Origin of the sequence: Mesorhizobium sp. M0227 (assembly GCF_040321855.1) — a bacterium.
Taxonomy (GTDB): domain Bacteria; phylum Pseudomonadota; class Alphaproteobacteria; order Rhizobiales; family Rhizobiaceae; genus Mesorhizobium.
In genome coordinates, this window is record NZ_JAMYSJ010000020.1 from 26,204 (window position 1) to 52,594 (window position 26,391).

18 protein-coding genes and 4 pseudogenes are annotated in these 26,391 nt (G+C 58.4%); 14 read left to right on the plus strand and 8 right to left on the minus strand.

All coding sequences use genetic code 11. The features are described 5' to 3' along the window. The first annotated feature begins 8 nt into the window (after window positions 1-8). The 4 genes from NKJ00_RS23235 to NKJ00_RS23250 all read left to right on the plus strand — a co-directional run bounded on the left by NKJ00_RS23235 (window position 9) and on the right by NKJ00_RS23250 (window position 5,915). Entirely contained in the window at window positions 9-989 is a 981-nt protein-coding gene (locus tag NKJ00_RS23235; protein WP_352631370.1) for a hypothetical protein, read from the plus strand. A gap of 29 nt (window positions 990-1,018) precedes the next feature. Beyond that, a complete protein-coding gene (locus NKJ00_RS23240; protein ID WP_352631372.1) occupies window positions 1,019-2,569 on the plus strand; it encodes a tyrosinase family protein in 1,551 nt (516 codons plus the stop codon). A gap of 272 nt (window positions 2,570-2,841) precedes the next feature. Further along, window positions 2,842-4,227, plus strand: a complete 1,386-nt coding sequence (locus NKJ00_RS23245; RefSeq protein WP_352631374.1) for a DUF8225 domain-containing protein — start codon at window positions 2,842-2,844, stop codon at window positions 4,225-4,227. Continuing rightward, window positions 4,224-5,915 carry a Dyp-type peroxidase gene (locus NKJ00_RS23250; RefSeq protein ID WP_352631376.1) on the plus strand — a complete coding sequence of 564 codons (1,692 nt, stop codon included), beginning with the start codon at window positions 4,224-4,226 and terminating at the stop codon, window positions 5,913-5,915. Before NKJ00_RS23245 ends, NKJ00_RS23250 begins: the two co-directional genes overlap by 4 nt. Window positions 5,916-6,076: 161 nt before the next feature. Here the strand turns inward: NKJ00_RS23250 and NKJ00_RS23255 are convergent. Next, a protein-coding gene (locus tag NKJ00_RS23255) for an IS3 family transposase (protein ID WP_352631378.1) occupies window positions 6,077-7,266 on the minus strand; the annotation gives its coding sequence in 2 pieces (ribosomal slippage) (window positions 6,077-7,014 and window positions 7,014-7,266; 1,191 coding nt in all). Window positions 7,267-7,455: 189 nt separating this feature from the next. Beyond that, entirely contained in the window at window positions 7,456-8,475 is a 1,020-nt protein-coding gene (locus tag NKJ00_RS23260; RefSeq protein ID WP_352631380.1) for an IS110 family RNA-guided transposase, read from the minus strand. A gap of 409 nt (window positions 8,476-8,884) precedes the next feature. Between NKJ00_RS23260 and NKJ00_RS23265 the strand changes: the two genes are divergently transcribed. Beyond that, window positions 8,885-9,553 (plus strand): hypothetical protein, encoded by a 669-nt coding sequence (locus tag NKJ00_RS23265; protein WP_352631382.1) that lies wholly within the window; start codon window positions 8,885-8,887, stop codon window positions 9,551-9,553. A gap of 2 nt (window positions 9,554-9,555) precedes the next feature. On the opposite strand, the gene NKJ00_RS23270 is transcribed toward NKJ00_RS23265, so the two are convergent. The 4 genes from NKJ00_RS23270 to NKJ00_RS23285 all read right to left on the minus strand — a co-directional run bounded on the left by NKJ00_RS23270 (window position 9,556) and on the right by NKJ00_RS23285 (window position 14,861). Next, window positions 9,556-10,140, minus strand: a complete 585-nt coding sequence (locus NKJ00_RS23270; RefSeq protein ID WP_352631384.1) for a hypothetical protein — start codon at window positions 10,138-10,140, stop codon at window positions 9,556-9,558. After that, entirely contained in the window at window positions 10,128-11,168 is a 1,041-nt protein-coding gene (locus NKJ00_RS23275; RefSeq protein WP_352631386.1) for a hypothetical protein, read from the minus strand. Before NKJ00_RS23275 ends, NKJ00_RS23270 begins: the two co-directional genes overlap by 13 nt. An 8-nt stretch (window positions 11,169-11,176) precedes the next feature. Further along, on the minus strand, window positions 11,177-14,536 hold the full coding sequence (locus NKJ00_RS23280) for a WD40 repeat domain-containing protein (protein ID WP_352631387.1): 3,360 nt from the start codon (window positions 14,534-14,536) through the stop codon (window positions 11,177-11,179). A gap of 70 nt (window positions 14,537-14,606) precedes the next feature. Beyond that, window positions 14,607-14,861, minus strand: a complete 255-nt coding sequence (locus NKJ00_RS23285) for a hypothetical protein (RefSeq protein WP_352631388.1) — start codon at window positions 14,859-14,861, stop codon at window positions 14,607-14,609. Between the two features lie 109 nt (window positions 14,862-14,970). On the opposite strand from NKJ00_RS23285, the pseudogene NKJ00_RS23290 reads away from it, so the two are divergent. The 8 genes and pseudogenes from NKJ00_RS23290 to NKJ00_RS32240 form a co-directional block, all read left to right on the plus strand. Further along, window positions 14,971-15,737: pseudogene (locus NKJ00_RS23290) on the plus strand (IS5 family transposase). 117 nt (window positions 15,738-15,854) lie between these two features. After that, a pseudogene (locus NKJ00_RS23295) lies at window positions 15,855-16,132 on the plus strand (HAMP domain-containing protein); the annotation flags it as partial. Between the two features lie 366 nt (window positions 16,133-16,498). Then, the gene (locus tag NKJ00_RS23300; RefSeq protein WP_352631390.1) at window positions 16,499-16,684 is read left to right on the plus strand and encodes a family 16 glycosylhydrolase; all 186 of its coding nucleotides are present in this window, start codon (window positions 16,499-16,501) and stop codon (window positions 16,682-16,684) included. 118 nt (window positions 16,685-16,802) lie between these two features. Next, window positions 16,803-19,148: a phospholipase D-like domain-containing protein gene (locus NKJ00_RS23305; RefSeq protein ID WP_352631392.1), complete on the plus strand. Its 2,346-nt coding sequence runs from the start codon at window positions 16,803-16,805 to the stop codon at window positions 19,146-19,148. Next, complete coding sequence (locus tag NKJ00_RS23310; RefSeq protein WP_352631394.1) at window positions 19,148-20,644, plus strand: septum formation inhibitor-activating ATPase; 1,497 nt, start codon at window positions 19,148-19,150, stop codon at window positions 20,642-20,644. Before NKJ00_RS23305 ends, NKJ00_RS23310 begins: the two co-directional genes overlap by 1 nt. 424 nt (window positions 20,645-21,068) lie before the next feature. Further along, a pseudogene (gene istA / locus NKJ00_RS23315) lies at window positions 21,069-22,635 on the plus strand (IS21 family transposase). Beyond that, a complete protein-coding gene (gene istB / locus NKJ00_RS23320) occupies window positions 22,568-23,296 on the plus strand; it encodes an IS21-like element helper ATPase IstB (RefSeq protein ID WP_352631396.1) in 729 nt (242 codons plus the stop codon). The pseudogene istA and the gene istB overlap by 68 nt, the downstream one beginning before the upstream one ends. A gap of 154 nt (window positions 23,297-23,450) precedes the next feature. Next, window positions 23,451-23,579 (plus strand): annotated as a pseudogene (locus tag NKJ00_RS32240) (IS110 family RNA-guided transposase); the annotation flags it as partial. A gap of 299 nt (window positions 23,580-23,878) precedes the next feature. Here NKJ00_RS32240 and NKJ00_RS23325 read toward each other — a convergent pair. Both NKJ00_RS23325 and NKJ00_RS23330 read right to left on the minus strand, forming a co-directional pair. After that, on the minus strand, window positions 23,879-24,400 hold the full coding sequence (locus tag NKJ00_RS23325; protein ID WP_352631398.1) for a hypothetical protein: 522 nt from the start codon (window positions 24,398-24,400) through the stop codon (window positions 23,879-23,881). 19 nt (window positions 24,401-24,419) lie between these two features. Continuing rightward, window positions 24,420-24,605 (minus strand): hypothetical protein, encoded by a 186-nt coding sequence (locus NKJ00_RS23330; RefSeq protein ID WP_352631400.1) that lies wholly within the window; start codon window positions 24,603-24,605, stop codon window positions 24,420-24,422. Between the two features lie 435 nt (window positions 24,606-25,040). Between NKJ00_RS23330 and NKJ00_RS23335 the strand changes: the two genes are divergently transcribed. After that, on the plus strand, window positions 25,041-26,360 hold the full coding sequence (locus NKJ00_RS23335; protein WP_352631402.1) for a hypothetical protein: 1,320 nt from the start codon (window positions 25,041-25,043) through the stop codon (window positions 26,358-26,360). Window positions 26,361-26,391: the final 31 nt, after the last annotated feature.

A 26,391-nucleotide genomic window follows, 5' to 3' on the forward strand; every position in this document is an offset into this window, starting at 1 on the left:
CGCTCACAATGATCGAAGACAGCTGCCTTGTTGAGGATGCGGAAGTCCGTCTCCGTTTTTCGGGGGATAGCGCCATGCTGTGCGCGGCCGTTTTCGACGCTATCGAAAAGGTCGGAAGCGTTGAGGAAATTGCTTCTCAAACGGGATATTCGATTGCGAGCGTGAACAGTCTGTTGGACATGCTTTCGTCGGAAGATTTTGTCCTGAATGCGTCTTTCGGAGAGATGACCGACGCGCGCAGCGCGATCGAAAGAGTTCGGAGTGCTGGCCGGTTCTGGAACAAGCACGTTATGTGCCAGCGGTTCCCGCTTTCTCTGTTTGGAGCCCATGCTATCCGGGATCAGGTGCTGGGTTGGGGAATCGAGTTTTATATATTTGTGCGTGCTGCACGCGAGTATATGGCCAGAGGTGCAAGTCGAATTGACGGTCCGACGGCATCCTTGGGCGGCCTGTGGAGCCACTTCGCGGAGGAAGCGTTCCATGACGAGATATTTCGCCGTGGGTTAATCCGATGCGGCCTTTCGGAAGGCAATATCAACAATCGTGTTCCGCTGCCATCGACGATGGGCCTGCTCAATCACCTTTGGGAGGCAGCAGAAGGCGGGGAGCTACAGTACGCAAGCGTTTTTGCGCTGATGCAGCCATTGTCCGAGCCGGCCACGAGCGAGAGCATTGTGGATAAATACAGATTCCTAAAGAAGTCGTATCCATTTGCCTCGCCGTTATTTGAGGCATTTCAGACTCATGACGGTATTGATGTTGATCTTGGACATTCACATCTGTCGATAGAACCATTGATGCGAGACAGGGGCATGTTGTCGGCACATGAGATGCAAAGTATATTCAAGTCGATAAGACGCACCTCTGATTGTTTCGACATGTTTTTTAGCGGCATCCAATCGTATTATGGCAATGAATTAAGTGTGAGCTACCGGCAGGTTCCGACAGTTGGTGGGGCAATTTTGGCATCGGGCGAGCGCGTTCACTGAGACTTTTCCTAGCCAGAGGGACGGCCGCGATGGTAGAAACCGACAATGATACTCTGGTTGATCATCCGAACTGGTTTGGCCAAATCCGGAGTTTCTTCACCCCGGTCGATATCGATCACATGCTCAAGAAAAGCATCGATCTCGGAACGTATAATGGTGTCGTGACCAATGCGGTATCTATCTATTCACAGACACAGTCGGGCGCCATGCCGCTCGACGCTGCAAAATGGAGCAAGAACCGCGTCCAGACTTTTCTGAACTGGATTACCGACAACTATCCTCTTGGCAAACCCCTTGTGCAAAGCGCCGGGCAGGTGAATGCGTTCGCCATGGCGGGGCCGCCGGCACGCGTGCGCACCGAGGTTTCGGCTTTGAGCACAAAAGGACTCGGAAAGCTCAAGGATGGCTTCAGAGGTATCATGGCGCGTGACCCGTCCGACGCCCAGAGCTACTTTGCCCTTGCAGGCGTCCATTGGTTTCCAGCGATCGACCAGAACCCGCTTTTCCACTGCCTGCACCATGAGAACCGTTTTCTGGCGTGGCATCGTATCCACCTCAGGCGTTTTGAAGATGCGCTTCGATCGGTGCCAGGCTGCAGCGCCCTGACGTTGCCTTATTGGGACATCACGACCAAACCTCCCGCATTCCTCTATGAGGAGCCGTTCGCGCAATATCGCCTACAGGGCCAGATCGGGCATGGGTACGATCCGCTCACGACAAGTCACTATCCTGCTGCCGATATTATGACCAACATGAAGGGTTACAACATCTCCTTTCAGATCGCCAACTCGCTGAAGCAAACATCCTGGGAAGCCTTCAACAGGACTTTCTGGCCAGCTCACGACAACGGTCACGTGGCGAGTGGGACAACGATGGAAAACCAGGACATCTCCTCGTTCGACCCCAGCTTCTGGTTCTATCATTGCAATCTCGATCGGATCTGGCTGCAATGGCAAAAAGAGCATCAAGCAACCACGCTGGCGGGATTTAAGTCGACCTGCCTCGAACCGACGGCATGGCTCGACGTGCCCGCCCTGGGCGTGCTGCCTCCCTTTGAAGCCCACGTTTCCGATGCGATCGCGATGGCTGATGTCGACTACGCTCCGCCAGCCAAGGGGGTGCCGACCATGACCTTCGAGAACATGGGCGGCAACGTAGCCGCCGTGAAGTCGTTCCGGATCGACGGCGCTGCACCGCTATCCATCAGGGTCAAGGACATTAATCGCGCTGCGATACCCGGTACTTTCGTCGTCCATCTTCTCGCCGATGGGAAGGAGGTTGCGCGCCAGGCGTTCTTCCAGCCGACCAATCCGGGCATGTGCCAGAATTGCAGCCAGAACGCCAAGGTGGCGGTCGATTTTCGCGTCGCTCCGGCAAAGGTCCTTGACCGGCGGCTTTCCATCGAGATCCATGTCCCTGGGCAACGGGCAATCGGAACGAGATTTCCTCTCTCCAAAGTTGGTCAGCCTACCATTAATGTCCGCTATCTTGTCGAACCAGAGGACCTAGCCGCTGCTCCTGATGCGTCGAAACCCAAGACGCCGGGCCGCAGGAAATCAACCGGCCGCCGCGAAGGCTAGCAACAATGCAAGCGCCGCTCTGGACGCCCTTTCTCGAGCTCGCCAGCGGAAAGGCTGAGAATTGCGCGAATAAGGCCGGCACGGTGACAGGGAATGGAGACTTGCGGGCACTTAATCGGTTCGTTCGTGGGGCGTATGAATCCCATGGATGAAATTGCGGCTTGTCGGCAAAATCACAACATTGTGCCGGGCGTTTTTAGGCATGTCTGTATGCCAGGCAAGGCGCGCGGTCTCGTTCAACAACGATTTCTGGAGAACTCCGAGGGGAAAATATGGCACAGACATTCCTTCCACCCGCATTCCTGAAGGATTTCGACCGATCGCCGGCACGCGATCAGTTGTACGCCGACTGGCACAACGAAATGAATAGTCTCGCAGGAAGCGGAGCAACAGATTTCCCCGCGGCATTCAGTTCCATAGATCCTCCCGCAGGAAGCAACCCGAGGCAGGCGAGCCCCGAATGGACGGGGCTGCCCCGGACCATCAAGCGGATCGTCGGGCCGTCCGTAGCCACTGCTGCGAAACTGGTGGATGAGCCACGCCCCGTCGGCGCAATGGACCCCGTAGACTTGCGCGCTTACGATCCGTTCCGCGATTCTGCTGGAAAGCCCTTTCAAGGTCCGCTCTACAGATCCCAGGATGAGTATCTCGAATGGTCCGTTAAGCGTGATGCTGACGGCGTCATCAGCGAAGTCGTTTTCACCTGCGAAGGGCCCGAATATTGGGACCGGATTGCAACCGACGAAAAGCTTCTCCTTGGGCTTTATCGAGAAATCTGCGAGGACAATTCAGTAGCCCTCGATGACCTTCGGTTTGATCGCGATCTCACCTGGCTCAATCCCTATAGCGGCGGCAATGCTGCAGAGCGGTTTCCCAAAGGTTCGTACAACCGGTACAATCGCTGGAACGCGGCCCATGCTGTGCATCTCACACACCCGGCCAATACGCTGGGGGCCGAGATCTACCTCGCCCTCCTAGCAACGCGGCCCTACGGCAATCCGGTCCCTGTCACGAGCGACCCTGATCTCGTCTGCTGTGCGGCCTACGGCGGCATCAACAGGATGAGCGATCCGACGATCGGCTCGGGCGTCAACACTCAGGTCATCCAGCTGAAGCGCCGCGTCGCATTGAGAAATCCCATCGGTCTCTACATCAGGGGCATCCAGCCTAACATCTTCACCTTGGCCGATGGCACACCTTTCCAGGAGCAAGAAGGCTGCTGGACGGTGCTGCGGCCCGAGCCGAAGGATGTCAGCGACATGATTTTGCGCGCAAAGTTCCGCGTCCCTGACGGGGTCACGGTAAGTGGCAAACAACTCCGTGTTGGTGACCTTAGCCTTCACGGCGAGGCAGTTGTGACCGGAGGGCAGCTCGCCGATGTCGTTACAATGACACTTTATGCCCTTTCCATCCCGGGTGCTCCTGCCCAAGATCCCGTCGCTTGCGTTTTCGCGCCCTGCCGGGATGCGACTCATCCGGACTTCATCCAGGCCATACCGTTCGGTCAGACGTGCCCAGCTGGCGGCGTGTCGCCGCAGATGACCAGTCTGCTGACCGCTCGCGACACACATTTCAAGACTCATTGGGAACAGCTTTTCCCTGCCAACGCAAATGACGGTTCCCGCCGCTACTCACGCACGCCGAACTTTACGCGATGAGCCTAAGCTATCCGCTCGAGCCGGTGCTGGAGGCTGAGGAAATTCAGGGAAACGTCCTCGGCGGCTTCAACAAGGACCTGCAGGTCTTCATGTTTCTGCGGATGGCCGAGAACGATCTTGTCTCGACGCGATCCTGGCTGCATGATTGTGCCGCGCGTCTGACGTGGCTTGACGAAGTCGCATCGTTCAAAAAGAAGTTCAGAGCATTTGCGGGCGGCACCTCCGGGGCGGACCCTGGCAACCTGTCGTCAATCTGGATGAATATCGCGCTCTCCTATCCGGCCCTTCTCCGGTTAGTTCCCGATGCTACCCAGTTCGATCCGGTCTTCGCCGGTGGAATGGCTGCAGCGGTCGGAAGGCTTGGAGACCCTATGGATCCAAATGTGCGCGGGCACATCTCCAAATGGATTTTTGGTGCCTCTGGAAAGATCCCTGACATCCTTCTGATTATTGCAGCTGATCGGGAAGAGGATCTGCTGGACAGGCTGGCGAGCGAGCGGGCGCTGGTAGAGCAGGCCGGTCTTGTCGAGATGCACATAGATTACGGCCGCGACCTCGGCCACACTGGGGCCCCGGGGTCTTTTCCTCGCGGGCGGGAGCATTTTGGGTTCAAAGACGGCGTGTCTCAGCCGGCGGTGCGTGGCCGCCTGTCCCCCGGTATTGGCGACTATTTGGCGCCGCGCGATGGCTCAAGCCCTGCCGGCACCACCATCGAATTTGCCTCTCCTGGGCGCCCCCTGATATGTCCTGGCGAGTTCGTGCTGGGCTATCCCAGGCAGAGCGTAGCCAGCGGTCGGAATGCGGCTGCGCCCTGGCCGCTTGGTAACCAGGCCAATGACGTGGTTGTTGGCGTTCCTCCAATCGGGCCGCTTTGGGCCAGGAATGGATCCTTCCTTGTCTACCGTAGGCTCAACCAGGACGTCCCTGCGTTCAATCGTTTCTTGAGCAGGACCGCGCGTGAGCTGTCGTCGCGCCCGGAATATTCAGGCCTCACCCCGGAGCATTTTGGAGCTATGGTGGTCGGCAGATGGCGCAGCGGAGCTCCGCTTCTTCGTGCCTCGGCCAAGGACGACGAGCGTCTTGCCAGGACGTTAGGCGCCAACAACGATTTCGACTTTCTCAGTGCTGGCACTGCCGCCGATGGCTTCCCGCCAGCGATAGGTGACCCGTCGGGCGAGTTATGTCCTGCGGCATCACACATAAGGAAGGTCAATCCACGGGCGCTGGCGACAGACCAGGGAGGCGAGGTCAATTCCCTCATCAGGCGCATTCTGCGGCGCGGCATTCCATTCGGTGATCCGCTACCTATCGCCAGCGAAGTTGATCCTGCTGATGGTGACCGCGGACTGCTGTTCCTCGGCTATCAGGCATCTATTCGCGACCAGTTCGAATTCCTGCAATCGTTCTGGGCAAACGACGAGGGCAAACCTACGCCTCAGCTCACCGGAAAATCGGGCGAAGACTTGATCATTGGGCAGGGGACATCGCCCGCTCGTTCCCGCTTTATGATCGTTGGAAGCGATCAGGTTCGTGTTGACACGCCCAAAGGGGTGGAATGGGTATACCCAACCGCTGGAGGGTATTTCTTCTCGCCGTCCCGAAGCGCAATCGCGGATGTCCTTGGCAAGGTTGCGCCACAAAAGTCGGCTCGCTCAACCAAAAAGCGACATAAGACGTCACGACGATAAACTGGTGTCGGAGGCGTTGCGGCGGGAACCTGGCTGTAGACGTGTCGGGCAGCAGGTGAAGAAGAACGACTTCGACGGTCATGCAAGCCTGATCGGGGACAGCAAGCGCTGGATGCGGTACGACTTCAGATTTATGTCTAGGGTGACCTGCTACTGAACTGTCATCCAGCTGCGATTAGAGCCTCGACCGTTTTTGTTACGCCTTGTGGCGCGGGTTGAGCAACCGGCGGAGGCGCGGAGCCTTCCATCAGCACAGCGTCGGAGCCGGTTGCGGTGATGACCTGGGCATAGGCTGCCGGGGTCTGGTAGCCGAGCGAGGAATGTGGCCTCGCGGTGTTGAAGTCCTCCCTCCATTCGGCGATGGCGCTTCGGGCGTGGTCGAGACCGAAGAACAGGCTCTCGTTCAACAGCTCATCGCGCATCCGGCCGTTGAAACTCTCGACATAGCCGTTCTGCATCGGCTTGCCCGGCGCGATGTAGTGCCATTCGATCCTGTAATCCTTCGACCAGGCGAGGATGGCGTTCGAGGTGAACTCGGTGCCGTGATGGGAGACGATCATGCGTGGCTTGCCGCGCTGGGTGATCAGTTCCGTCAGTTCACGGGCAACCCGACGGCCGGAGATCGAGGTGTCCGGGATCGCCGCCAGGCATTCGCGCGTCACGTCGTCGACGACGTTGAGCACGCGAAACCTGCGGCCGCAGGCGAACTGGTCATGCACGAAATCCAGCGACCAGCGCGCGTTCGGCTTTGCCTCGACCAGGATCGGCGCCCGCGTGCCGACCGCTCGCCGCCTTGCCCGGCGCTTGCGCACCGTCAGGCCCTCCTCGCGGTACAGACGATAGATGCGGTTGACCCCAGATGCCTCGCCCTCGCGCCTGAGCAGGATGAACAGCCGCCTGTAGCCAAAGCGTCGGCGCTCATTGGCGAGGTCGCGCAACCTGCCACGCAGCTCCGTCTCGGGCGGACGCCTTGACCGGTAGCGGATCATCTTGCGATCGGCGCCCACAAAGGAACAGGCCCGACGCTCCGACAGACCCATGACGGCCTGCAGATGCGCGACGGCTTCGCGCTTGGCGGCGGGCCCTACCATTTTTTTGACAGAAGCTCACGCAGCGCCGAGGCTTCCAGCATCTGATCGGCGAGCAGCTTCTTCAGCTTGGCGTTCTCGTCTTCCAGAGCCTTCAGCCGCTTGGCGTCAGAGAAGTCCATCCCGCCATACTTGGCCTTCCAGTTATACAGCGTCGCCTCCGAGACCCCGTGCTTGCGGGCAAGATCGCCCGCCTTTACACCCGCCTCATGCTCGCGCAGAACCGCGATGATCTGCTTCTGTATTCGGTGTCCCCCAGTCAAGATGTGACGTTCGATGCAGGTTCTTTGCTTCTGTTCGCGGTCGGCACGCAGCCGCCGGCATGATGGTGTCCGTGGGTCCGATCGGTTCAAAGCTCTTCAGCGTGCTCGGGAACCGGCAACGACAGATCATGCGAACTCGTCCGGACCGCGCCCTGCATCGAGCGCTCGCTATTCCGTGGACAGCTCAGCCTAAGCTGCCGACCAACGGAAATCCTGTTCGTCAACCCACATGCGGTGAAGGGTGACTGCCATTCGTCTGGCCAGGGCGACCTTCGCACGTCGGGCACCCTGTCGATTGGCAATCTTCATCGCCCAAGCCTTCATGCTCGACCATCGGGTCGTCGGGCGCAGGATGACGTTTGCCGCCTCGAACAAGGCCGTTCGCGTCTCACTGTCACCCACTTTGGTGATGCGACCGACCCTGTCGACTTCTCCAGACTGGTATCTTCGCGGTGTGAGGCCGAGATACGCACCGACCGATCTGGATCGGCGGAAGCGCTTGGGATCATCGATCGTTGCCCTGTAGGTGAGCGCGGTGACGGGTCCTATGCCAGGCATGGTCATGAGGCGACGGCAGATGGGATCGACTCGAACCGCTCTCAGGATGAACCGGTGCAGATCCGCCAGATTCTCGCGCAGACACCTGTGCATCCGCAAGAGCGGTTCAAAGATACCCAGCAACAGCCGATCCGCTCCGACCAGCTGTCGAACCCTTGCGTCGAAACGAACGCGCGTGACGGCGCCAATCTTTAGCCCAAGGGGACGCAACAAGCCTCGGATGACCTGCTCGTTGGCAGTGACAGCCCTGACGGCAGCCTTGCGCGCGGCGGTGAGCGTGCGCAGCCTCTGGCCGGCAGCGGACTTCAGATGAACTGCCTTGAACCAACCTGTGCGCACAATCTGTGCAATTCCCTGCGCGTCATTCCGGTCCGTCTTCACCGTCATCGCACCCAGAGCCGCTTTGACATGTCGACTCTCGAGACACACGACAGGGAAGCCCTCGTCGACCAGGTGTCCGCCGATCCACTCCGATGTCGCACCGGCTTCCAAGCCAACGCGAACGAGATCGTCCCGCCATCGCTGAAGTGCAGCCGTCACAGCATCCGGGTCACCGAGCACCTTTCCCTGCCACAGCATCTCGCCGGTCTCGGCGACAACGCAAATAGCTACAGCGTCGAGTGAAGTATCCAGTCCTGCATAAACGCTCATGCCGATCTCCTCTTGCCAGGTCGGCTCTGAGCATCAGACAAACGCCATGATCCGAAAAGGGGCCAGGCGTTCAGCGAGCTGAACCGAACACTCCATCTCTTCCGTAAACCGCTTTCTCTTCATCAGTCCGTCCTTCAATCAAGGCCCGGACTCTAATCTCAGATGGAGGAAATTCTCAGTGGCAGGTCAAGGGAAACGCAATAAAATCAACGCAATAAAGCCTTCGAGGCCAGGGGAGCGATCGGGATATTCCTTCGACCGCCCATACCTACGCTTTCATCCAGCGCCTCCTGACAATCTTCTCGCAGCGAGAGCGCTCGAAAAATCAGCGAGCAACTTCGAATAGCGCCGTGTGTCGGAACATGAGATACGCTGATATCTAAATCGGATCTGGTGTTGGAGTGGGACCATGCTTTCCAAGCAAACGCAGAAATTAACCTGTTACTCTGCACTAATCGCTACCACGCTCACTCTTGGCTGCGGATCTTCGCCATCTGCCATAGCCTCCGAACCTGCACTCCCCGGACCGTTCCCGTTCGTATTCGGAGTTGACCGACCGAGTCTCGAGCAGGCCGCCAGAACATCAGGCTTCGCCTTGGGCACATACACACGGCCCGACGGCAAAAGCTGGAATTTCATCGATCTTCCAAGCTACCTCGGCCTCACCATAAACGGCGAGGCCTTGGGTTTCTCCGCACTGTTCGGGTTTGACAAAAGTGAGAAACTCAATCGGGTCGAAATTCAAAATTTTAAACGGACCACGACAAATTGGTGTGACAACGGAAGCTTTGCCAACATAGTTCGACTGTTCCAAGCCAAGTTCAAGCCTGCGGGAAATGACAATCCAATCGAAAACAGTGTCCTGACTGCCGATAAGTGCTCCCTAATCGGTGGCGATTGTGGGGAGAGTCCCGATGAACCCTTCCCACAAATTCAGCAAACTACCAAATACCGTTTTCTTGACCAAGACGGAAATCTGCTCGAAGTCGGATGCAATCGTGTAACTTGGAGTGACAATACCAAGAGCTTTGAGTTCTTCATCGAGTACTCCAAGTCCGAAGGTACCATCGTCGAATAAATTCACTGGAGCGGTGGATCATCCGACGTTGGTTTGGCATCAGCAGAACCCCCCGCGTCGCCAAAGATTCCTTCTGAAACGCAGAATAATGCGGAGAGCGTGCTCAGAACGCTTGCCACATACAAGGCGTAAAGAAGCAGCTGCGCCAGCGAGTGCGACCAAAAAGGCCATACGTCGTGCAGCGCCGTCACGCCTCCGAAGATGCCCAATACCTCCGCTGGGTCCGAAACTTGTTGGCTATGCATTACTTCGAGTGCCCTCGCCGAAAACCAAAGCCCGCCCACGACCTCCTGACCTGAGGGCATGGCAAATACGAGAGCTCCCTTCGCGAAAAAGTAGATGAGAAAGAGTATCAACGCCCCGGCAAAAAATCTCGCAGAAATCCTTATCCAATCCCGCTGCACCTCCGCCGTGAGATCCTGACCTCGAGCAGTCGCGACAATCAATAGGAAGGCGATTAGGGTCAAGATGCTCGCGAGCCCTGTCGATGCGATGTGGTCGGGAGGCGAAATATTTGCAATGAATCCTCCGAACAAGCCAAAGGCTGCGACGACGACCTGAGCTCCTCTAACAACTATTGGGTGCATCTGGATGAGACTCCCGGTTTCTTCGTAAAGGAAAGGTCGATCTTTGCGGGGTCCTGGCCGACGAGCACGTCCATGGCTCCAAAAAAGGTATCGCTGACAGCAGTGCCTGTCTGAGGATCTATCGCCACGAAGCATAAGGAGGCTTCTGGAACAGATCCGCGCGCAGGGGTGGTGAAATTCGGCATCTCATCGAACTGAGTTCGGGTGAGCGGCCTAAACCGTATCCGGAATCCATCCCGCTGGGTCTTGGCTCCCTTGTCAAATAACCACAGCGATACCTCGACGTTTATCGAACCGTTGCCTCCTTTAAAATTTACGGCGGCGGGGCCAAGAGGCTCAAGCAACGACGTGAAACGGACCTGATTATCCAAAGAGATGGTTCGGACGATCGCGACCTGAGATTCAGACAGGCCCTGTCCCTGCTTAATACCATCTTGCAGTGAGAGTAGGAATTCGGCTTCGCTGTCCAACTGATCTAACAGGGCTTTTGATAGTGGTTTGGTCGCCTCGGTGATTGTGCCTACATAGGCGCGATAGACCTCGGTGATGTCGATAAAATCTTTGCGTGTATCGGCCCGGAGGTTGACGTGTGGATCCAGTTTGGCAAACGAGGTGTCAACCCGATTGAGGTTGTCCAAGACTCGTTGCTTTAGCTCGGCGTCTAGCAGGACGTTGATGCTATCGGTTGAATCGTTCTTGCGTCTTACGACGATCGACTGCCGAAGGGGTGCAGCGGCAAACTGCTCGAAGGTACTGACGTGATTAATCCGGAAGACCAACTCGACGGCATCTCCGTCAAAGAAGATGTGCTGTGCTTCTAGAGCTTCCTTTAGGCCGTCCCGCCAGCCCTTCGGGGTTCTGTCTTTGGGAGTTAGAAACGAAACGCCGACTTCTGCGTCGCTACCATGAATGGGGCCGGCCTTGGTTGCCAAGTCGAAGGGTAAGCCCTCAAGTTTGAAATCCTCCCCGTTCGCTGCCGCTAACGGCACCACAAGCATCAAGAACGCCAGAATAGTGATGGCCCGCATAGTATCTCCTATGGCTTCGTGGCAAGAATTCCCTCCGCTGTGCGGACGATAGCACGATTTAGGCGAAAAAAGTTGGGGCGGCTCAATGGTACGTTGCGTCGGGCAGCTACTTGCGCGCCCTCATCTTCGACGTCATTGAGAAACTCGTTTAGCGTATGAGGGCCTTTCGTCTCGTCAAAGAATCTTCCGCGAAGGATTGCTGCCGCTAGCGGGGTGTCTCCAGCGGATTGCGCACGTCCCCTAGCATCGGCGGCCGCGACCACAATCATCGATTTGTCATAGAGTACTTGCGACAGCCCTGGGACAGAAAAAGGTCCAGGCTTAAATCCTTCGTCTGCTGCAACGCTGCCCGAGAAGCAGGTATCTAGGATCAGCATCATCGGGCCAGAATCGATTTTGGCCAACGCGTTGCCCAACTCTGACTCGGAGATCCGGTCCGGAGCGCTATTGGGCGTATAGGGTATTAAGGAAAATTGCCCGTCCTCGCGATCGGCGTGCCCCATGTAGTACAGGATGACGATGTCATCGGGACCGACGCTCGACGGCTGTCCCGTTGGGTCGAGCGGCCATTCGGTGAGCGAAGCCGGGGGCTTCGCTTTGCCGGCAAGTGCCTTAAGTACATTCAAAATGTTGTCTCGGCTTGGAAGAGTAGCCCCGGCCGCTGCGCCATTCCTACCATACTTAGCGCGCTCCGAAATGAGCGATATCGGAACGAATTTTCGACTTGGCTGGTCTTGCACCAGCAACCCGCCAAAGAACAAGGCGATCGCTCGAGCGATGGTTGGGGGGTACGATAGCCGATAGTCAACGGGACCGTTGTCGCCCACTCCGACGGTCACCAGCCAAACTCTGCTAGGTCGCTTGGGCCCCACGTCATCGGACAGTTTAAGCGAAATGGTAGCGTCTCGGCTCTTCACACCAGAACTGCTGAAGCCGTACGCAGTGAACTCCACAGACTGCCCCCCATGCCTGGTGGGGAGTGCGACGTCGAACGTCAGAGATCCCGTTCCATCGACGCCCAGATCGAGACTGCGCACTCTTTCGATGAGCACGTTGTCCATAAAAAGCTTTACGTCTTGAACATTACTGAGCTTGCCGGTTCTCTGGTCCTTGGTGCCCACTACGGTCACGGTCGCCTCAGCCCGTTGCGTATCGACTAGCTTGACGCTGAGCTGAACAGTTGGTTGCGCGGAACTTAGGGTGCCGATCGATGGGACGTCTGATTTCGCGCCTGTAACGATGTCAAACAGGAGGTGCGGAATAAACAGCGGTTGAGCAAGATACTCAACAGGTAAGGGCTGTCGTCGTTGTCCAGGAAACGACCAAACGAAATCGTTGACCAAGGAGAAGTCGTTGGTGTCAAATCGACCATCAGTTGCAACCAAAACCCATCTGTCGTCTGGTAGCTGGAATAGCTGTGCTACGCGTGAAAAATCGGCCGCAGAGTAAAGGGTCAGCCCCTGCCCAAGGCCCACAATAAGATGCCCGTCGCCGGTGAGACTTAGACGCCGGACCGTTTCGGGGTCGCCACCCGCTACGCTGTACTCTTCGAATGATCGGTTGGTTGGCCTAAATGCTAGTAGTTTGCCGTCTTCTGCACTCGCTAGCAGCGCCCCGGAGTTAGAACGAACTATTGAGTACACCGACTCTTGGCCCGGCTGGACCAACGGGTCTTCCACGATAGCGAGAGTTTTCTGGAAGGCTCCAGTGCGGGCATCGAACTGATCAATTCGACCAGTTCCGACAAGGACAAGGCAATCGCATTCGGGAGCGAAAACGCCATCATTGGCGGTAGATTGCGTTGAAAGCAGTGTGGTCCATACGGGCGTTGGACTATTCACGTCGTAGACGCTTGCGCCTCGATCACCACATACCAAGAAACGATCCCCAGACGGCGAGAATCGAAGGCATGCAACGTCTTCAGACTCGTTATGATACTCACGTATCCGTCGCATCGTGGTGCGGTCGTAGAGACTTAGTTTCCCATACCTATCGACCCAGAGCAGAAGCCGGCCCTGGGCATCGGTCGTCGCGCGTGCCGCCGCATACTCATTGAAGTCAAAGGTCCGCGCGGGATCGGCGGCGCCCGCATGAAATTCACTTACACGCTGCGTCTGTTCCTCACCGGCAACTGCTGCCACAGCCAAGTACGTGTCGGACGTGGGGAGGGGAATTGCTAGGTACCCTGGCACCTTGGTGACGCGCCACGTCGTGAGGTCGGTCGAACTGATCGACGGTGGCGGTCCGCCGGGGTCGAATTCCACGACGGGCGATGTCACGAGCGTGCTTCCCCCACTCAGAAAAAATGCTTCCCGTTGCCGGACAAAGGTTCCGACCGGATTGAGCTGGCTCGATAATGTGCCGTCCTCCGTATTCCAGAGCGCGATGGTACCATCGGCAACGACGGCTAGAAGATGGGTTGGATCTTGATAGGACAGGAGCAGCACCTGCTTCGTCCCGAACACGCCGAGTCCGGCGTTAAAAGTCAGTTTGGGTATAGCAGAGGCATTTTTCGTAATGTCGACCCGCCCAAAAAAGTCTCCAAAAGCGAACTGCTCTCCATTTTGGGTCGACGAAATGCTGGTTGGTGACCGCCGCGGTATTGGAATAGGTTGTGCAACCGGCTTCGAAACATCCGGGGCATAGGCCCGCAGCGAAGGAGGTTTCGAGTTGAAATCGAAGATATAGGTGAGGCCCGCTCGTCGGTCATAAATCGTAACCGGTGCCTGCCATTGCGCAAGCAACTTCTTGCGAATGATTGTCAGGTCACCTGCGTTTCGGACCAGGACGCCCACGCCCTCCTCGGACTCAACCACCGCTTCGCCATCGTCAGTGAATCGAAGGTCGCCTGGGCGGCCTGACAGATGCTCAGTCTCCGCCAACAGATCGCCGCTGCGAACGTCATTGATGGTTACTCGGAAGGCGTCTTCAGCCGTCGCCAACTTGGTTCCATCGGATGAAATCGCCGCTTCCAAAATGGTCTTGTCGGTGCGTTCAATTCTTCCAATCTCCGTAAAGGTGTCTGAACTCAAGACTATTGCCGCTGACCGGTACTCGCCGCGGTTCTTCACCTCTGCCCTGACAACGACGACGGATCCCGTTTGATTTGTCGAGAGGCCGGCCACCTTACCATCGCCGACTTTGAGCCGTGCCACAGGTTTACCGACGTCCAGCCGCCAAAAGACCACTGTGCCATCCGTTCCCGCAGTGAACAGCCAGTTGCCATCAGCACTAGCTGCCGCTGCTTGGATTTGGCCGGTGTGACCATACGGGACCACCAACTCGAAGGGGTTCTCGCTCGCAACTGCAGCAAAAGACTGTATGACAAGGCCAATTACAGCCAACCCATTTATCAGCAACTTCTTCACAGTTACTATCTCACGTTTCGGCCGAGTGGATCGCACTGGATTTCTAGGCCGTGAACTCATAAGCCGCGGTTTACCGGCTTCGGGATGAGATGTGGTCGATCACGCCACTTCCTTGGACATAGTGGATCATGCCTGCTTCGGCGGTTTCGATCATGACGCCGGATGACAGAGTGCCGCCGCCGATCATTTCGATCGTAGGCATGTCCCAAGTCTCATAGCCTTCTGCAAACTCGCGGTTATCAAAATCGCAGACAATCAAGCCTCTCATCCCATCGGCAATTATCTCGTCGCCAACTTTCATCGTCTGCCCTGTCGCGTATTGCATCTGCCACCTCTTCACAGGTCCATTTGCGGATTGGCATAATGTCCGCCTCCACCGTGCTCGCGCAACCCTGCGGCTTTCATGTTGCGCAAGTTTGTGATTCAGACTGCCCATGAACCGATACGACCTCACCGATTTCGAGTGGCGTGTGATAGAGCCGCAGTTGCCCAACAAGCCGCGAGGGGTGCCGCGCGTCGATGATCGGCGGGTGCTCAACGGCATCTTCTGGGTGCTGCGATCCGGTGCGCCATGGCGCGATCTGCCAGAGCGATACGGCCCACGCACCACCTGCTACAATCGCTTTGTCCGATGGCGGAAAGCAGGTGTATGGGACCGCCTCATGGCCAATATTACCAAAGCCCATGACGGCGAGGTGCAAATGATCGATACCTCCATTGTTCGCGTCCATCAGCAGGGCGCGACGGCAAAAAGGGGGATCGAGATCATTGTCTTGGTCGATCCCGAGGCGGGCTGACAACCAAAATCCATGCTCTTGTGGACGCTAAAGGCAGGCCGATCAAGCTGATGCTCACGGCAGGACAGATGAGTGATATCGCCTCCGCAGTGGACTTGATTACGGATTTGCCCGAGGGTGCCATGCTGCTCGCCGATAAGGGCTATGATGCCAACGCCTTGCGCACTGTCGTCACCGAGCGAAAGGCATGGGCCAACATCCCGGCCAAGGCCAACCGCAAGGACCCTATCTGCTTCAGCCCTTTCCTCTACAAGGCGCGCAACCTCGTCGAGCGGTTCTTTAACAAGGCCAAGCAGTTCCGTCGCATCGCAACCCGCTACGACAAGCTGGCTGAAAACTATCTTGCCGCTCTCAAACTCGTCGCAGTCCGCCTCTGGTTACGCGATAATGAGTCTACGCCCTAGCAGGCATTTTTAAAGCGTTTTGGAAATTCAGCGGCGGGGACGACCCGGCGCTTCTCTTTTTCGAACCGACGGTGATAGGGGCGCGAAGCTAGTATCGCGAAAGCTCGAAGCCCCGGCAACCTGATGGCGACGAACCTGACCAATCAGGTGCGTGGCATCGCCGACGTCGTGACAGCGGTCGCGCAAGGCAATCTCAAGCGCAAACTGACGGTGGACGTGAAGGGCGAAATCGCCTCACTCGCCGACACCATCAACGGCATGATCGAGACGCTTGCCACCTTTGCCGATCAGGTGACAAATGTCGCCCGCGAGGTGGTATCGAGGGCAAGCTTGGCGGACAGGCGCGTGTGCCGGTTGCGGCAGGCTTGTGGCGCGACCTGACCGACAACGTCAATTAGCTCGCCGCCAATCTTACCACCCAGGTGCGCGCCATCGCCGAGGTCTCGACCGTCACTATTTAGCGGCGGCTTCGACCGCGTACCTCTGGTTGCGCCCACGAAGCACCAGTGAATGTGCTACGTGTTGTGATACCTATTGTGATATAAATCGGTGGCTAGAGCCGAGGAAAAACAACTAGAAATAATTGCGTAGGGTCGCAGGCGATCCAGCTTCAGGGGTATCTAGACGCCAACCACGCGCTGACCAATTCCGTCCATGGCCGGGCGCTCTGGCTGCTTACCGCAGACGGCTCCGCCCGCCGGAAATGGGGGTTATCGAGATGACCGCCCAGAATCCAAACAAGCTCAGGCCGACGACGCCCTATGGCTCGGGCACCGCAGGCTTCCCACACCTACGGCGTGCTGTGGACTGCGGACGAGTTGGTCTGGTATTTCGACAAAGTCGAAGTCGCGCGCCGGGCCCGGCAGGGCCCCTCTTCGGTTCGGAGCGTCCTTTTCCGCAGCGTTGAATCGCGCCCAGATCCTTCTGCGGAGCGCACCGATGGCTGACGGTGGAGATATCCTGCCAGAGAAAGCAGTCTAGGTTGGAGATTAAAGACGAACTGTTTATAACTGATTACCGGGGATGCCAAACGCGTCGAGTTTTTGGGCGGGGGAGTATTAGGGATTGGATCCGCTAGATTTGGTATCTGCAGCACCATGGCGGAGTGTTACGTTCACGACCTATGCGTTGAGCCTGTCTTTTTTTGAAGCTGTCGTTCTCGATCGTCTGATCCGAGGCGGCGGTCAATCGGCCCTAATCCTCGCCGATCCTGAAGGTGTACGATCAGGTCTGAGCGAGGAAGGTGCCCGCCGTGCGGGCCGCGATTATGATATTGAGCCGATCGCCTGTACTACCGGCGTTTTCCATCCGAAGATAAGCGTCTTTGCTACCGCGGAGGATGCTCATCTGCTGGTTGGCTCGGGAAATCTGACATTCGGCGGTTGGGGTGGCAATCTCGAGCTGGTCGAACACCTCCACCCGAGTTTCGCAGCTGATGCGGTCAACGATGCGGCGGATCTGTTCGAGCTACTCAGCATCTCCGATCAAATTCGCACAGAGGCCGGCCCGGCTTGCATCCGGGTGGCAGAGTCTCTTCGCGCCGCAAACCGTACCGCGACAAGGACAGGGGATGTTCGGCTGGTTCACAGTGTGGGTGGTTCGATCGCCGCGGAGATTCAACGTTTCGCCGACGAACTCGGCGGCGCTCTGCAGATCACGGTCGTATCGCCCTATCACGACCTCGACGGGCGCGGGGTCGACGCTTTGTCTGACGCTTTGTCCTGCGACAATGTGCGATTGCACGCTCATCCAGATGGAACCGTGCGCGGGTTAGGCGCAGCCTGTTGGCCGTTCGACGGAACGCGCAAGCGCAAGGCTGTGAACGTCGCGACGCCGTTCGCGGCCGACGACCGCCCGCTTCACGCAAAGGCGATCGAAGTTGTCTGCCGACGGGGTAGGTTGCTGATCTCCGGCAGTGCCAACAGCACGCACGCTGGGCTGTTCGGGGCGAATGTCGAGGCGTCAGTGCTTCGGATCCAGCGCAATGCACAACTAGGCTGGAAACCGTTATCGGCATCACCGCCCCAGCGGCCCGAGGTGGATACCACTGACGAAGAGGAGGAGACAAACGACCGCGTGGGTGTCCTTCGGGCTTCGCTCGAGGGCGGCATGGTGAAGGCGACCGCCATCACCCCAGCGATTCGGGGCAGCGTGACAGTCTACGTGCGGAGCGTCCGAACGACCCGTGAGTTGGGACAAGGGGACATTAATGGTGAGGGTCGCCTCATCATAGGTGCACCCGGACTTGAACAGGAGGCTTGGGAGAGCGGACGCCTCGTTCTTCGGATTGAGCAAGGCGAAAAGGTGCTCGAAGGCTTTATCGCCATTTCAGCCGCCTCGGAGCTTGTCCGGCGTGTGGGTTCAATGGCGATCCGCATTTTCGCCATTCTTGCCGGCAATGAGACCCCAGCCGACGTCGCAGCCATCCTCGCATGGTTTCGCGAGGATCCGGACAGGCTGCCCCGTGCTGCCAAGATTTCAGGAACATCTGCGGGCGAGGACGGTGATGAAGCCTTCACATTTGTGCACCTTGGCGCCCTTCAAGGCGCGGCTCTAAGCAATACCCACCAAGGGGTAGGAGAGGGCGGTTCGGTCGCGTGGAAACATGCGATGGCACTCCTGCGCTCGGCATTTTCGACCCCTCGCGGAGCCTGGAATGCCGACGGAGAAACCGACGATGATGACGATGATGACCAGGACGCACGCGAAAAACGCGCGCGTAAGCAAGATCAGCAGAATACAAAATCGGTTGAGAACTTTGAAGCGCTCTTGCCGAAAATGCTCGACCCTACAAGCGCGAGCGCCGATCCCTTGCTGGCTCTTGCCCTGATGCATTTTATCGCCGATCGAATCCGACCGTCCCCCGCCAAGGTGCGGCAGTGGCTCGGAAAGGTAATGCCCGCGATCTCCTCGTACAGCGGGCCGATGGCCAACCAGGCATTGGCGTCGCTCCTCGTCTATTATGGCACCGATGGTGCGCCGAACGGCGCCTCGCGGGTAAGGCGCACCCTCTTGAAGCACGGAGTTGATCCGATCACGCTCGATCCCTTCAGTTTTGAGACGATTCCGGCCTTCATAGATCTGCTCGGGCAAGGGTTCGGCGTCACGGAGTTCATCGCGGCAATCTGCGGCGCCAAGACCGCAGGTGAAGAAGTGTGCGCCTATCTTACGGCCGCCACCGCGGGAGCAGCCTTGATCGATTCCCGCTTCTTAGCGAAGTCGGAGTACTGGCCGCAGCTTCATAAGGCCCTCACCGACCGAGCGCTGTTCGAAAAATTGTATATTTTCGAAACGCCGCCGCCGGCCTGTCCGCGCTGCCACATGACTTTCCCGCGAGCTAGAGCCGGTGACCTCCGTCAACTCGGTGTTACGACATGTTGCGGGCGCCTCATATTGAGCAAGGCCCTCTAATGCCGGCGACGCTCAGCGAACTCCTCGAGAGTGCCTCGTCCACGCGAGAGCCACAGATTCTGGACGAGATAGGCATCCGCCAGGGCGGCGTTGACCCGCTTGGGCTCCGTCAGATCAATTTCGGATTAATGGATAGAGTGCTGCCCAACCTCAACAACGTCGCGCGGCACATTCGGCCTTATGTCGTAATGGCGTGGGCGTGGCGCCGGGTCCGTCGCGTACTCGAACGTGGCAAGAAGGATGGCGCGCTTGATTCCGAAATACGCGACTTTGTCGACCGCATCGAAGCGCTCTACGCATGGTCACAGTTTCTCGTTGATCCAGGTGCTGACCTGCCAGGCGCTGTGGCGATGCGGAAGCTATTCGAAGTCAAAAGCTATGTTTTTGGAGGGGAGGAATGGGAACGCCGGCGCGACATGCGCCGGTATTCGACCGGCCTGATCTCGCCGCTGAACTACGGTCCGAGCCTGCAGACCATGGGATGGCTCGTGCGGGCAGATGAAGGCACTGGCATCTTCCGGACGCCGCCGGAATTGGATTCTGTCCTCGATGCATTCGAGCAGAAGATCAAAGTGGAGCTCGATCACCCGGCGTTCAACCGTCTCGGATCGGTGAGGGTCAAGCGCGAGGACGCCGAGCGATGGGGTAAGCTATGGTCGATGTGGAAACCTCTCGCGATCGAGCGTAAAGCGTTGTTTGAGCGCTTGGGCGGGCCACTAGCGGCTCTCACCCGCCAGCACGGGATCGCCCTCGCTCGCGCTGCTTTCAACGAGCTCGCCAGCCAAGAGTGGGAGTTGGACGAAGTACGAGCGCGCATGTCCGATCCGCCACATGCCTGGGACGATCCCGGCGCCTGCCCACCGATCGCTGCTGATTGGCGCGCGGTCCAGGTACGACAGGTTTTCCGTCTTGCACTCGAAGCGCTCTTCTTCTGGTTCGTGGAGAGGCTGGGCGATGGGCCGATGTACAGCTCAGCCGTCGCCGATGAGTTTATCGGAGAGTTGGGAAAGAAACGCCTACCAAGAACGGCAGGCGCATGGCTGCTTGACAATGCCGCCCAAGAAAATCCAGTCAACGTTCTGGCCACGATCAAACGCGCCTTGCACGCGCGTACTGGATTAGCGGCAGCAGTTATCGACGGGCTGCGCCACAGCCTTCACGAAGCCCCCGCCGAGGCGCTCGACTTCGAGACCTTCGACCGTCTACCGCTCGCGCGCGCCCGCAAGGAAGCCGAACGCTGGCGTGGTCTTTCTCCACGGGACTTCTTCGTACGCGTCCTTGAGACGTGGGTCATGGCGCAGCATACCTATTGGTGCGTCAATCGTGGGCTGTCGGATGCACGCGGCCGCGGCAAGACGATACTTCGGCTGCGCATCGTCATGGACGAAGGGGGGTGGACTCAAACGCCCGGCACGACTCTCGGCAATCCACCAGAGGCGACGCCGGACCGTCTCGACACCGCGATCAACCTGCTGGAAGAGTGCAAGATGTTGTGAGCGCGCAAGTCTAGGTGACGTTGACAGCGGCACACAGCTCTTGGCGGATCCATCGATACGACGCAGCTATCGATCGTTGCGTGTCTTCGCAAGGACATTGGCCTCGGCGTCGCGACGCTCCCCAGACACCCAGGCGTGGCGTAAAGAAGCAGGATGTGAATCGGCCCTTTAATTGCGGGTGATTGTCAATCCGAGTTTCGCTCTGTCATCGCCGGGGTCATGGTCCTTTCCGAGGTCGAATGCCTCATGATGATGTTCGGGTTGGGCGCCTCAACGTGTGCAACGAAGTTCGAAGTCGACGTCAGCCTGTGAATCGGCATGCAAAATTGACCCCATAAGCCGGGGAATCGGCGTCCAATTTTGACCCCCCCTGATGCTTTGATTTGCGACCATCAGCTCGTCGTAGCGAGCGGATGGTGTGGGGATGAAGTCGGTGGATACGATTGCCCGGGTTCGGCGCGCCTTCCATGTGCAGGGATGGTCGCTCAAGCGGATTTGCCGCGAACTGCATGTGTCGCGGAACACCGTCCGCAAGATTCTCAGATCCGATGAGACATCGTTCTCCTACGAACGCGAGCGGCAGCCCAAGCCGAAGATCGGTCCGTGGCAGGATCAGCTTGACGGGTTTTTGAATGGCAACCGTGGCAAGGCGGCGCGCGAGCAACTGACACTGATCCGGATTTACGAAGAGCTTTGCAGCCTCGGCTACGAGGGAGGCTATGACGCCGTCCGCCGATACGCGAAGAGCTGGGCGAAGGCGCAGGGGTCGGCGATGGCGGACGCCTATGTGCCGCTGTTCTTCGCGCCGGGCGAGGCCTACCAGTTCGACTGGAGCCACGAGATCGTCCTGGTCAACGGCGTGACAGTGACCGTGAAGGTCGCCCATGTCCGGCTCTGCCACAGCCGCATGATGTTCGTCAGGGCCTATCCGCGGGAGACGCAGGAGATGGTGTTCGACGCCCACGACCGGGCCTTCGCCTTCTTCGGGGGCGCCTGCACGCGCGGCATCTACGACAACATGAAGACGGCGGTGGAAACGATCTTCGTTGGCAAGGACCGCCAATACAACCGCCGCTTCCTGCAGATGTGCAGCCATTATCTGGTGCAGCCGGTCGCCTGCACACCGGCATCGGGCTGGGAGAAGGGTCAGGTCGAGAACCAGGTCGGGCTGGTGCGCGAGCGCTTCTTCACGCCCAGGCTGCGCTTCAAGACCTATGAGGAGCTGAACGCCTGGCTGCATGACAAGTGCGTCGCCTACGCCAAGGCGCACCGTCACATCGAACAGCCGGAACGAACGATCTGGAACGTGTTCGAGGAGGAGCGCGGCAAGCTGGTCGAATACCACGGCCCCTTCGACGGATTCCATACGGTGCCGGCCTCGGTGTCGAAGACCTGCACAGTTCGCTTCGACAACAACAAATACTCGGTGCTGTCGACCGCCATCGGCCGCCCGGTCGAGATCCATGCCTATGCCGGCAAGATCGTCATCCGCCAGGACGGCGTGGTCGTCGCCGAGCATGCCCGCTCCTTCGGCCGCAACGACACAATCTACGATCCTTGGCATTATATGCCAGTCCTTGCCCGCAAGCCCGGTGCACTGCGCAACGGTGCGCCATTCCGGGACTGGGCTCTGCCACCGGCGATGGAGCGTATCCGACGCAGATTGAAGGCGGCGCATGACGGCGATCGGCAGATGGTGTCGATCCTGGCCGCGGTGTTGACCGACGGCATCGATGCCGTCGAGGCTGCCTGCCAGGAAGCGCTCGATCAGAATGTCTGCTCCGCCGCCGTCATCATCAACATCCTGGCGCGGCGGCGCGATCCGGCGCCGGCCGTCACCATTCTCACCCCGGACGCTCTTCGCCTGCAACACGAGCCGCAGGCCGACTGCGCCCGCTACGACAGCCTCAGGAGGGCAAGCTGATGGAACGCACGCAGGTTCTGGAACTAATGGGGACGCTGAAGCTCTACGGGATGCGGGGCGCCTATGACGAGGTCATGGCGACAGGCATCAAGCGCCAGCACGAGCCGCCGAAGATCGTCGGCGATCTGCTCTCGGCCGAGATCGCCGAGAAGCAGGCCCGCTCCATCAAATACCAGCTCACCGTCGCCAAGCTGCCGATCGCCAAGGACATCGATGAGTTCGACTTCGACGGCACGCCGGTCAACGAGGTGCTGGTCCGGGACCTTGCCAACGGCACCTTCGTCGCCGACCAGCGCAACGCCGTGCTCATCGGCGGCACCGGAACCGGCAAGTCGCATCTGGCAATCGCCCTTGCCCGGGCCCTGATCCGCAACGGAACGCGCGGTCGCTTCTTCAACGTCGTCGATCTCGTCAACCGGCTCGAGACCGAGCACCGCGGCGGCAAGCAGGGCCGTATCGCCGACTACCTCACCCGGCTCGACTTCGTCGTGCTCGATGAACTCGGCTATCTGCCCTTCGCGCAAGCCGGCGGGCAATTGCTCTTCCACCTGATCAGCAGGCTCTATGAACGGACCTCGATCATCGTCACCACCAACCTGGCGTTTGGCGAATGGCCCGCCGTCTTCGGCGACGCCAAGATGACGACAGCGCTGCTCGACCGTCTCACCCATCATTGCGAGATCATCGAGACCGGAAACGAATCCTGGCGCTTCAAGAACCGCGCCTGATCACCCCATCAAGCTGCCAAGCGCCATCCGCGCTCGCCAGGGCTGCGCAACCCTGACCAGCTCCGCCCGGGCGAACGCTGACCGCCGCGCATTACATAAGGGGGGTCAAAATTGGACGCCGATCCGGGGTCAGTTTTGGAAGCCGTTTGACAGTATGCGTCTGTCGAGGCGGATCGGCTTGAAGAAGGCAAAGGTGGCGGTCGCAAGGAAGATCGCGGTTCTGCTTCATTGCATTTGGGTTGACGGCACAAGCTTCGAGTGGGGCTGCGAAAAGATGGCATAGCAGATCCGAGCTCGACCCAATTCGCGGGCCCGTTGCCGGAACCCGTGATGTCCCCGCCGGGACGGTGGTTGCGGCGACCTCGGTCAAACGGCTGACAGCAGTTCATCTGCATCTCGTTGGAAACGTTGAGGCGTCCGACCCGAACATCATCATGAGGCACTCGACCTCGGAAAGGACCATGACCCCGGCGATGGCAGTGCGAGATCCGGATTGACAACTACCCGCAATTAAAGGGCCGTTTGACAGTCGAGTGAAAGTTCTGTGGCACGGGAGTGGACATCCGTAGAGTGATGCCATTCTTATTGCCGGCATGAGCGACGCGTGGCGAGCGCTTGGCTCATGAAGACGCGACCGGCGGGGTCAGAGCCTTTTTGCAGTCGATTGTAGCCAGTGCCTTCTCGAAATCCTGCGCATAGCTCCACACGAGCTGGCGCTGCTTGACAACGAACAGCCCGTACGACCGCTGGAACTGGCAAAACGCGTCGTCGAACTGCGCATGCCAGGTTGCCGGCTTGCAGCTTGCCCGAATTGAGGCAAACGCCATCGGCATCGAACTCGTTCACAAGTTCGAACGCAGCGGTCTTGTAGTCCACCTTGGACATCAACCTGGTGTCGACACGCGTCTGGCGCATGTCGACCAGCTCCAATTGACGTTTAGGATCTGACGCAGCCGCGACAATGATGTGGATCGATGGCGTCACGCCGGCAAGGGCCGGACTCAGGGTGTCTGCATAAAGAGCGTCGACTTTCGAGTCGAAGGCAGCTTCGGCCGAAGCCGTCTGGTCCTGACCCTTAACGAAATCGACCACCTTGCCGACCAAGCCAACCCCCTTGCTGGCGTCATCCAAATTCTTCCCGTACCACGCTGCCGGTTGCCAGCAGCGTGGTGGGGCCGGCGACAATGAGCCGGCCGCGCGTTTTGCGCGGCGCGGCCGTTGCCGGGCTAGATGCGACGCTCATATCCGGCGGAAAATGCGCCTTGGCATTGGCCGGGATGAGGGTCTCTTCGAGAGTAACGGTAGTCATTTCAACTCCTCGGTAGAAATAACAAGTGTTGCTCGGAAGGCGCCAACCTCAAGAGGTTAGAAATGCCTCCGGTCATTCTCGACTATATCAAGATGGCCCCGGCTCCTCCTGTTCTACAAGGGGCGGCGTTAGAATATGACGCCGTATTTCTGCTAACCCCAGGTGGCGCCTAGTGATGTTTGACGCCATACTTGGTTCAATGACCCCAGGGGGCTTGCCGACCATAACGCTGTAGGTGATCGAACGGCCTCGGCCAAGGGACGGCGGCAGTCTTTGTGCTGTGCAACTACAGGCCGCATTGCGTTACGGATACACCTAAATGGGTCACTTTCTGTGAATATACCCATCACCCACCACATGTGGCAACCGATTGGCTTGACGACACATTATATGGTACAGATGTCGCGAGAATCAGTTTTCGCGAGGTGCATCGAATTGAGTGCCGCGACACAACTCAACAAACCTATCGAGCCGGCAGGCCGCTGGGGTCGGCTTTCTGACGAGGAACTCCTCCGGATCAGGTTCACCACCGACGACCCGGAAGGCCTGAAGGGGCTGATCCAAAGTGTTCCCCCCGTCGATAGCCGGCCTTTCGTGGAGTTCGGATACGATTTTCGAGGCTCAAAGCGGTCAATGATCCGGTGTGCACATTGCAAGTACCCCAATCATCTCGCGGGATTTGTCATCCGCGTTGACGATGGCAGCCGCTTCCTATGTGGCCATAGGTGCGGGGCCAAGATCTATGGTGTAGACTTTGAGGCGTTGCACCGGGATTATTCCCAGGCGAGAGATCGTGCATCCCTTCTCCATAGAGTAGCGAAACTCAAACAGGCCTTGCCTGGGTTCGTTCGCTATCTGGCAGACCTGAAGCGGGATTCCGCCTTCCAGCAGTATAGCGATACCCGGCAAGCCCTGCGGAGCGGCATGCAGAGGCTATGGGGCGGCCTACGGGCAGCGACCGAGCGCAGCGGAGGTATCCTCCACATAGAAGAGCGGGTGCGCGACTTCGAAGCCGAAGCGCGGGATGAAGCCCGTTATGAAAGGGAGATGGAAGACTGGCAGCAAGCCACATTAACAGAGCGGAAGCGCTGGCGCCGGGAAGGTGCGGCGCCGCGGAAACCGCAGACACCAATCTATAAGACAGTACCCCGCCCGATTGGGTCAGTCGGCGCCGGTACTTTCTTCTCGTCTACCAACGCTCCGCGTCGCGACCTGGAGGACATCGCCGCTCAGTTCGAGAGCCTTGCCGTTGACCCGGTCAGTGCAATGTCGGCATTCGAGAAGCTGCATTATTTCGGCTACAATGCCAGGAAGGACGCCCGTGGCAGCTTCATGCGGTTGGCATTTGGGTTTGGCGACACCAGCAACAAAGGCATGGCCACGCTTCTCAAGCAAGTTTCCGTGCTGCTCGAGAGGATTGAGGAACAGATCGACCGCCTCGCCGAATTGCCTGCCTTCTTCCAACCTGCGAAGCTTGAATTGATTGCCAATTGGGGGACGGCACACCATCTTGGCGGACATTTCCGGGCCGAGCGGAGAACCTTGGTTTTTGAGCACGATGCGGGGTCTATCCATCAAGTAGGGCTACCGGCAGGTTATAGCGTCCCCAGCAAGGCTGGCATCGAACTCTTGCGGGCTACGATGAGCGACAAACAGGGATTAGCTGACGGCATGGGAAGTCTCATCCCCGACTCTCCGGGACACGGTGATCTAACATTGGATATTATGCGAGTTAAGTATTTGATCGATTTATAGCTTTTCGATCGGCGGTGTACTCTGTCACGAT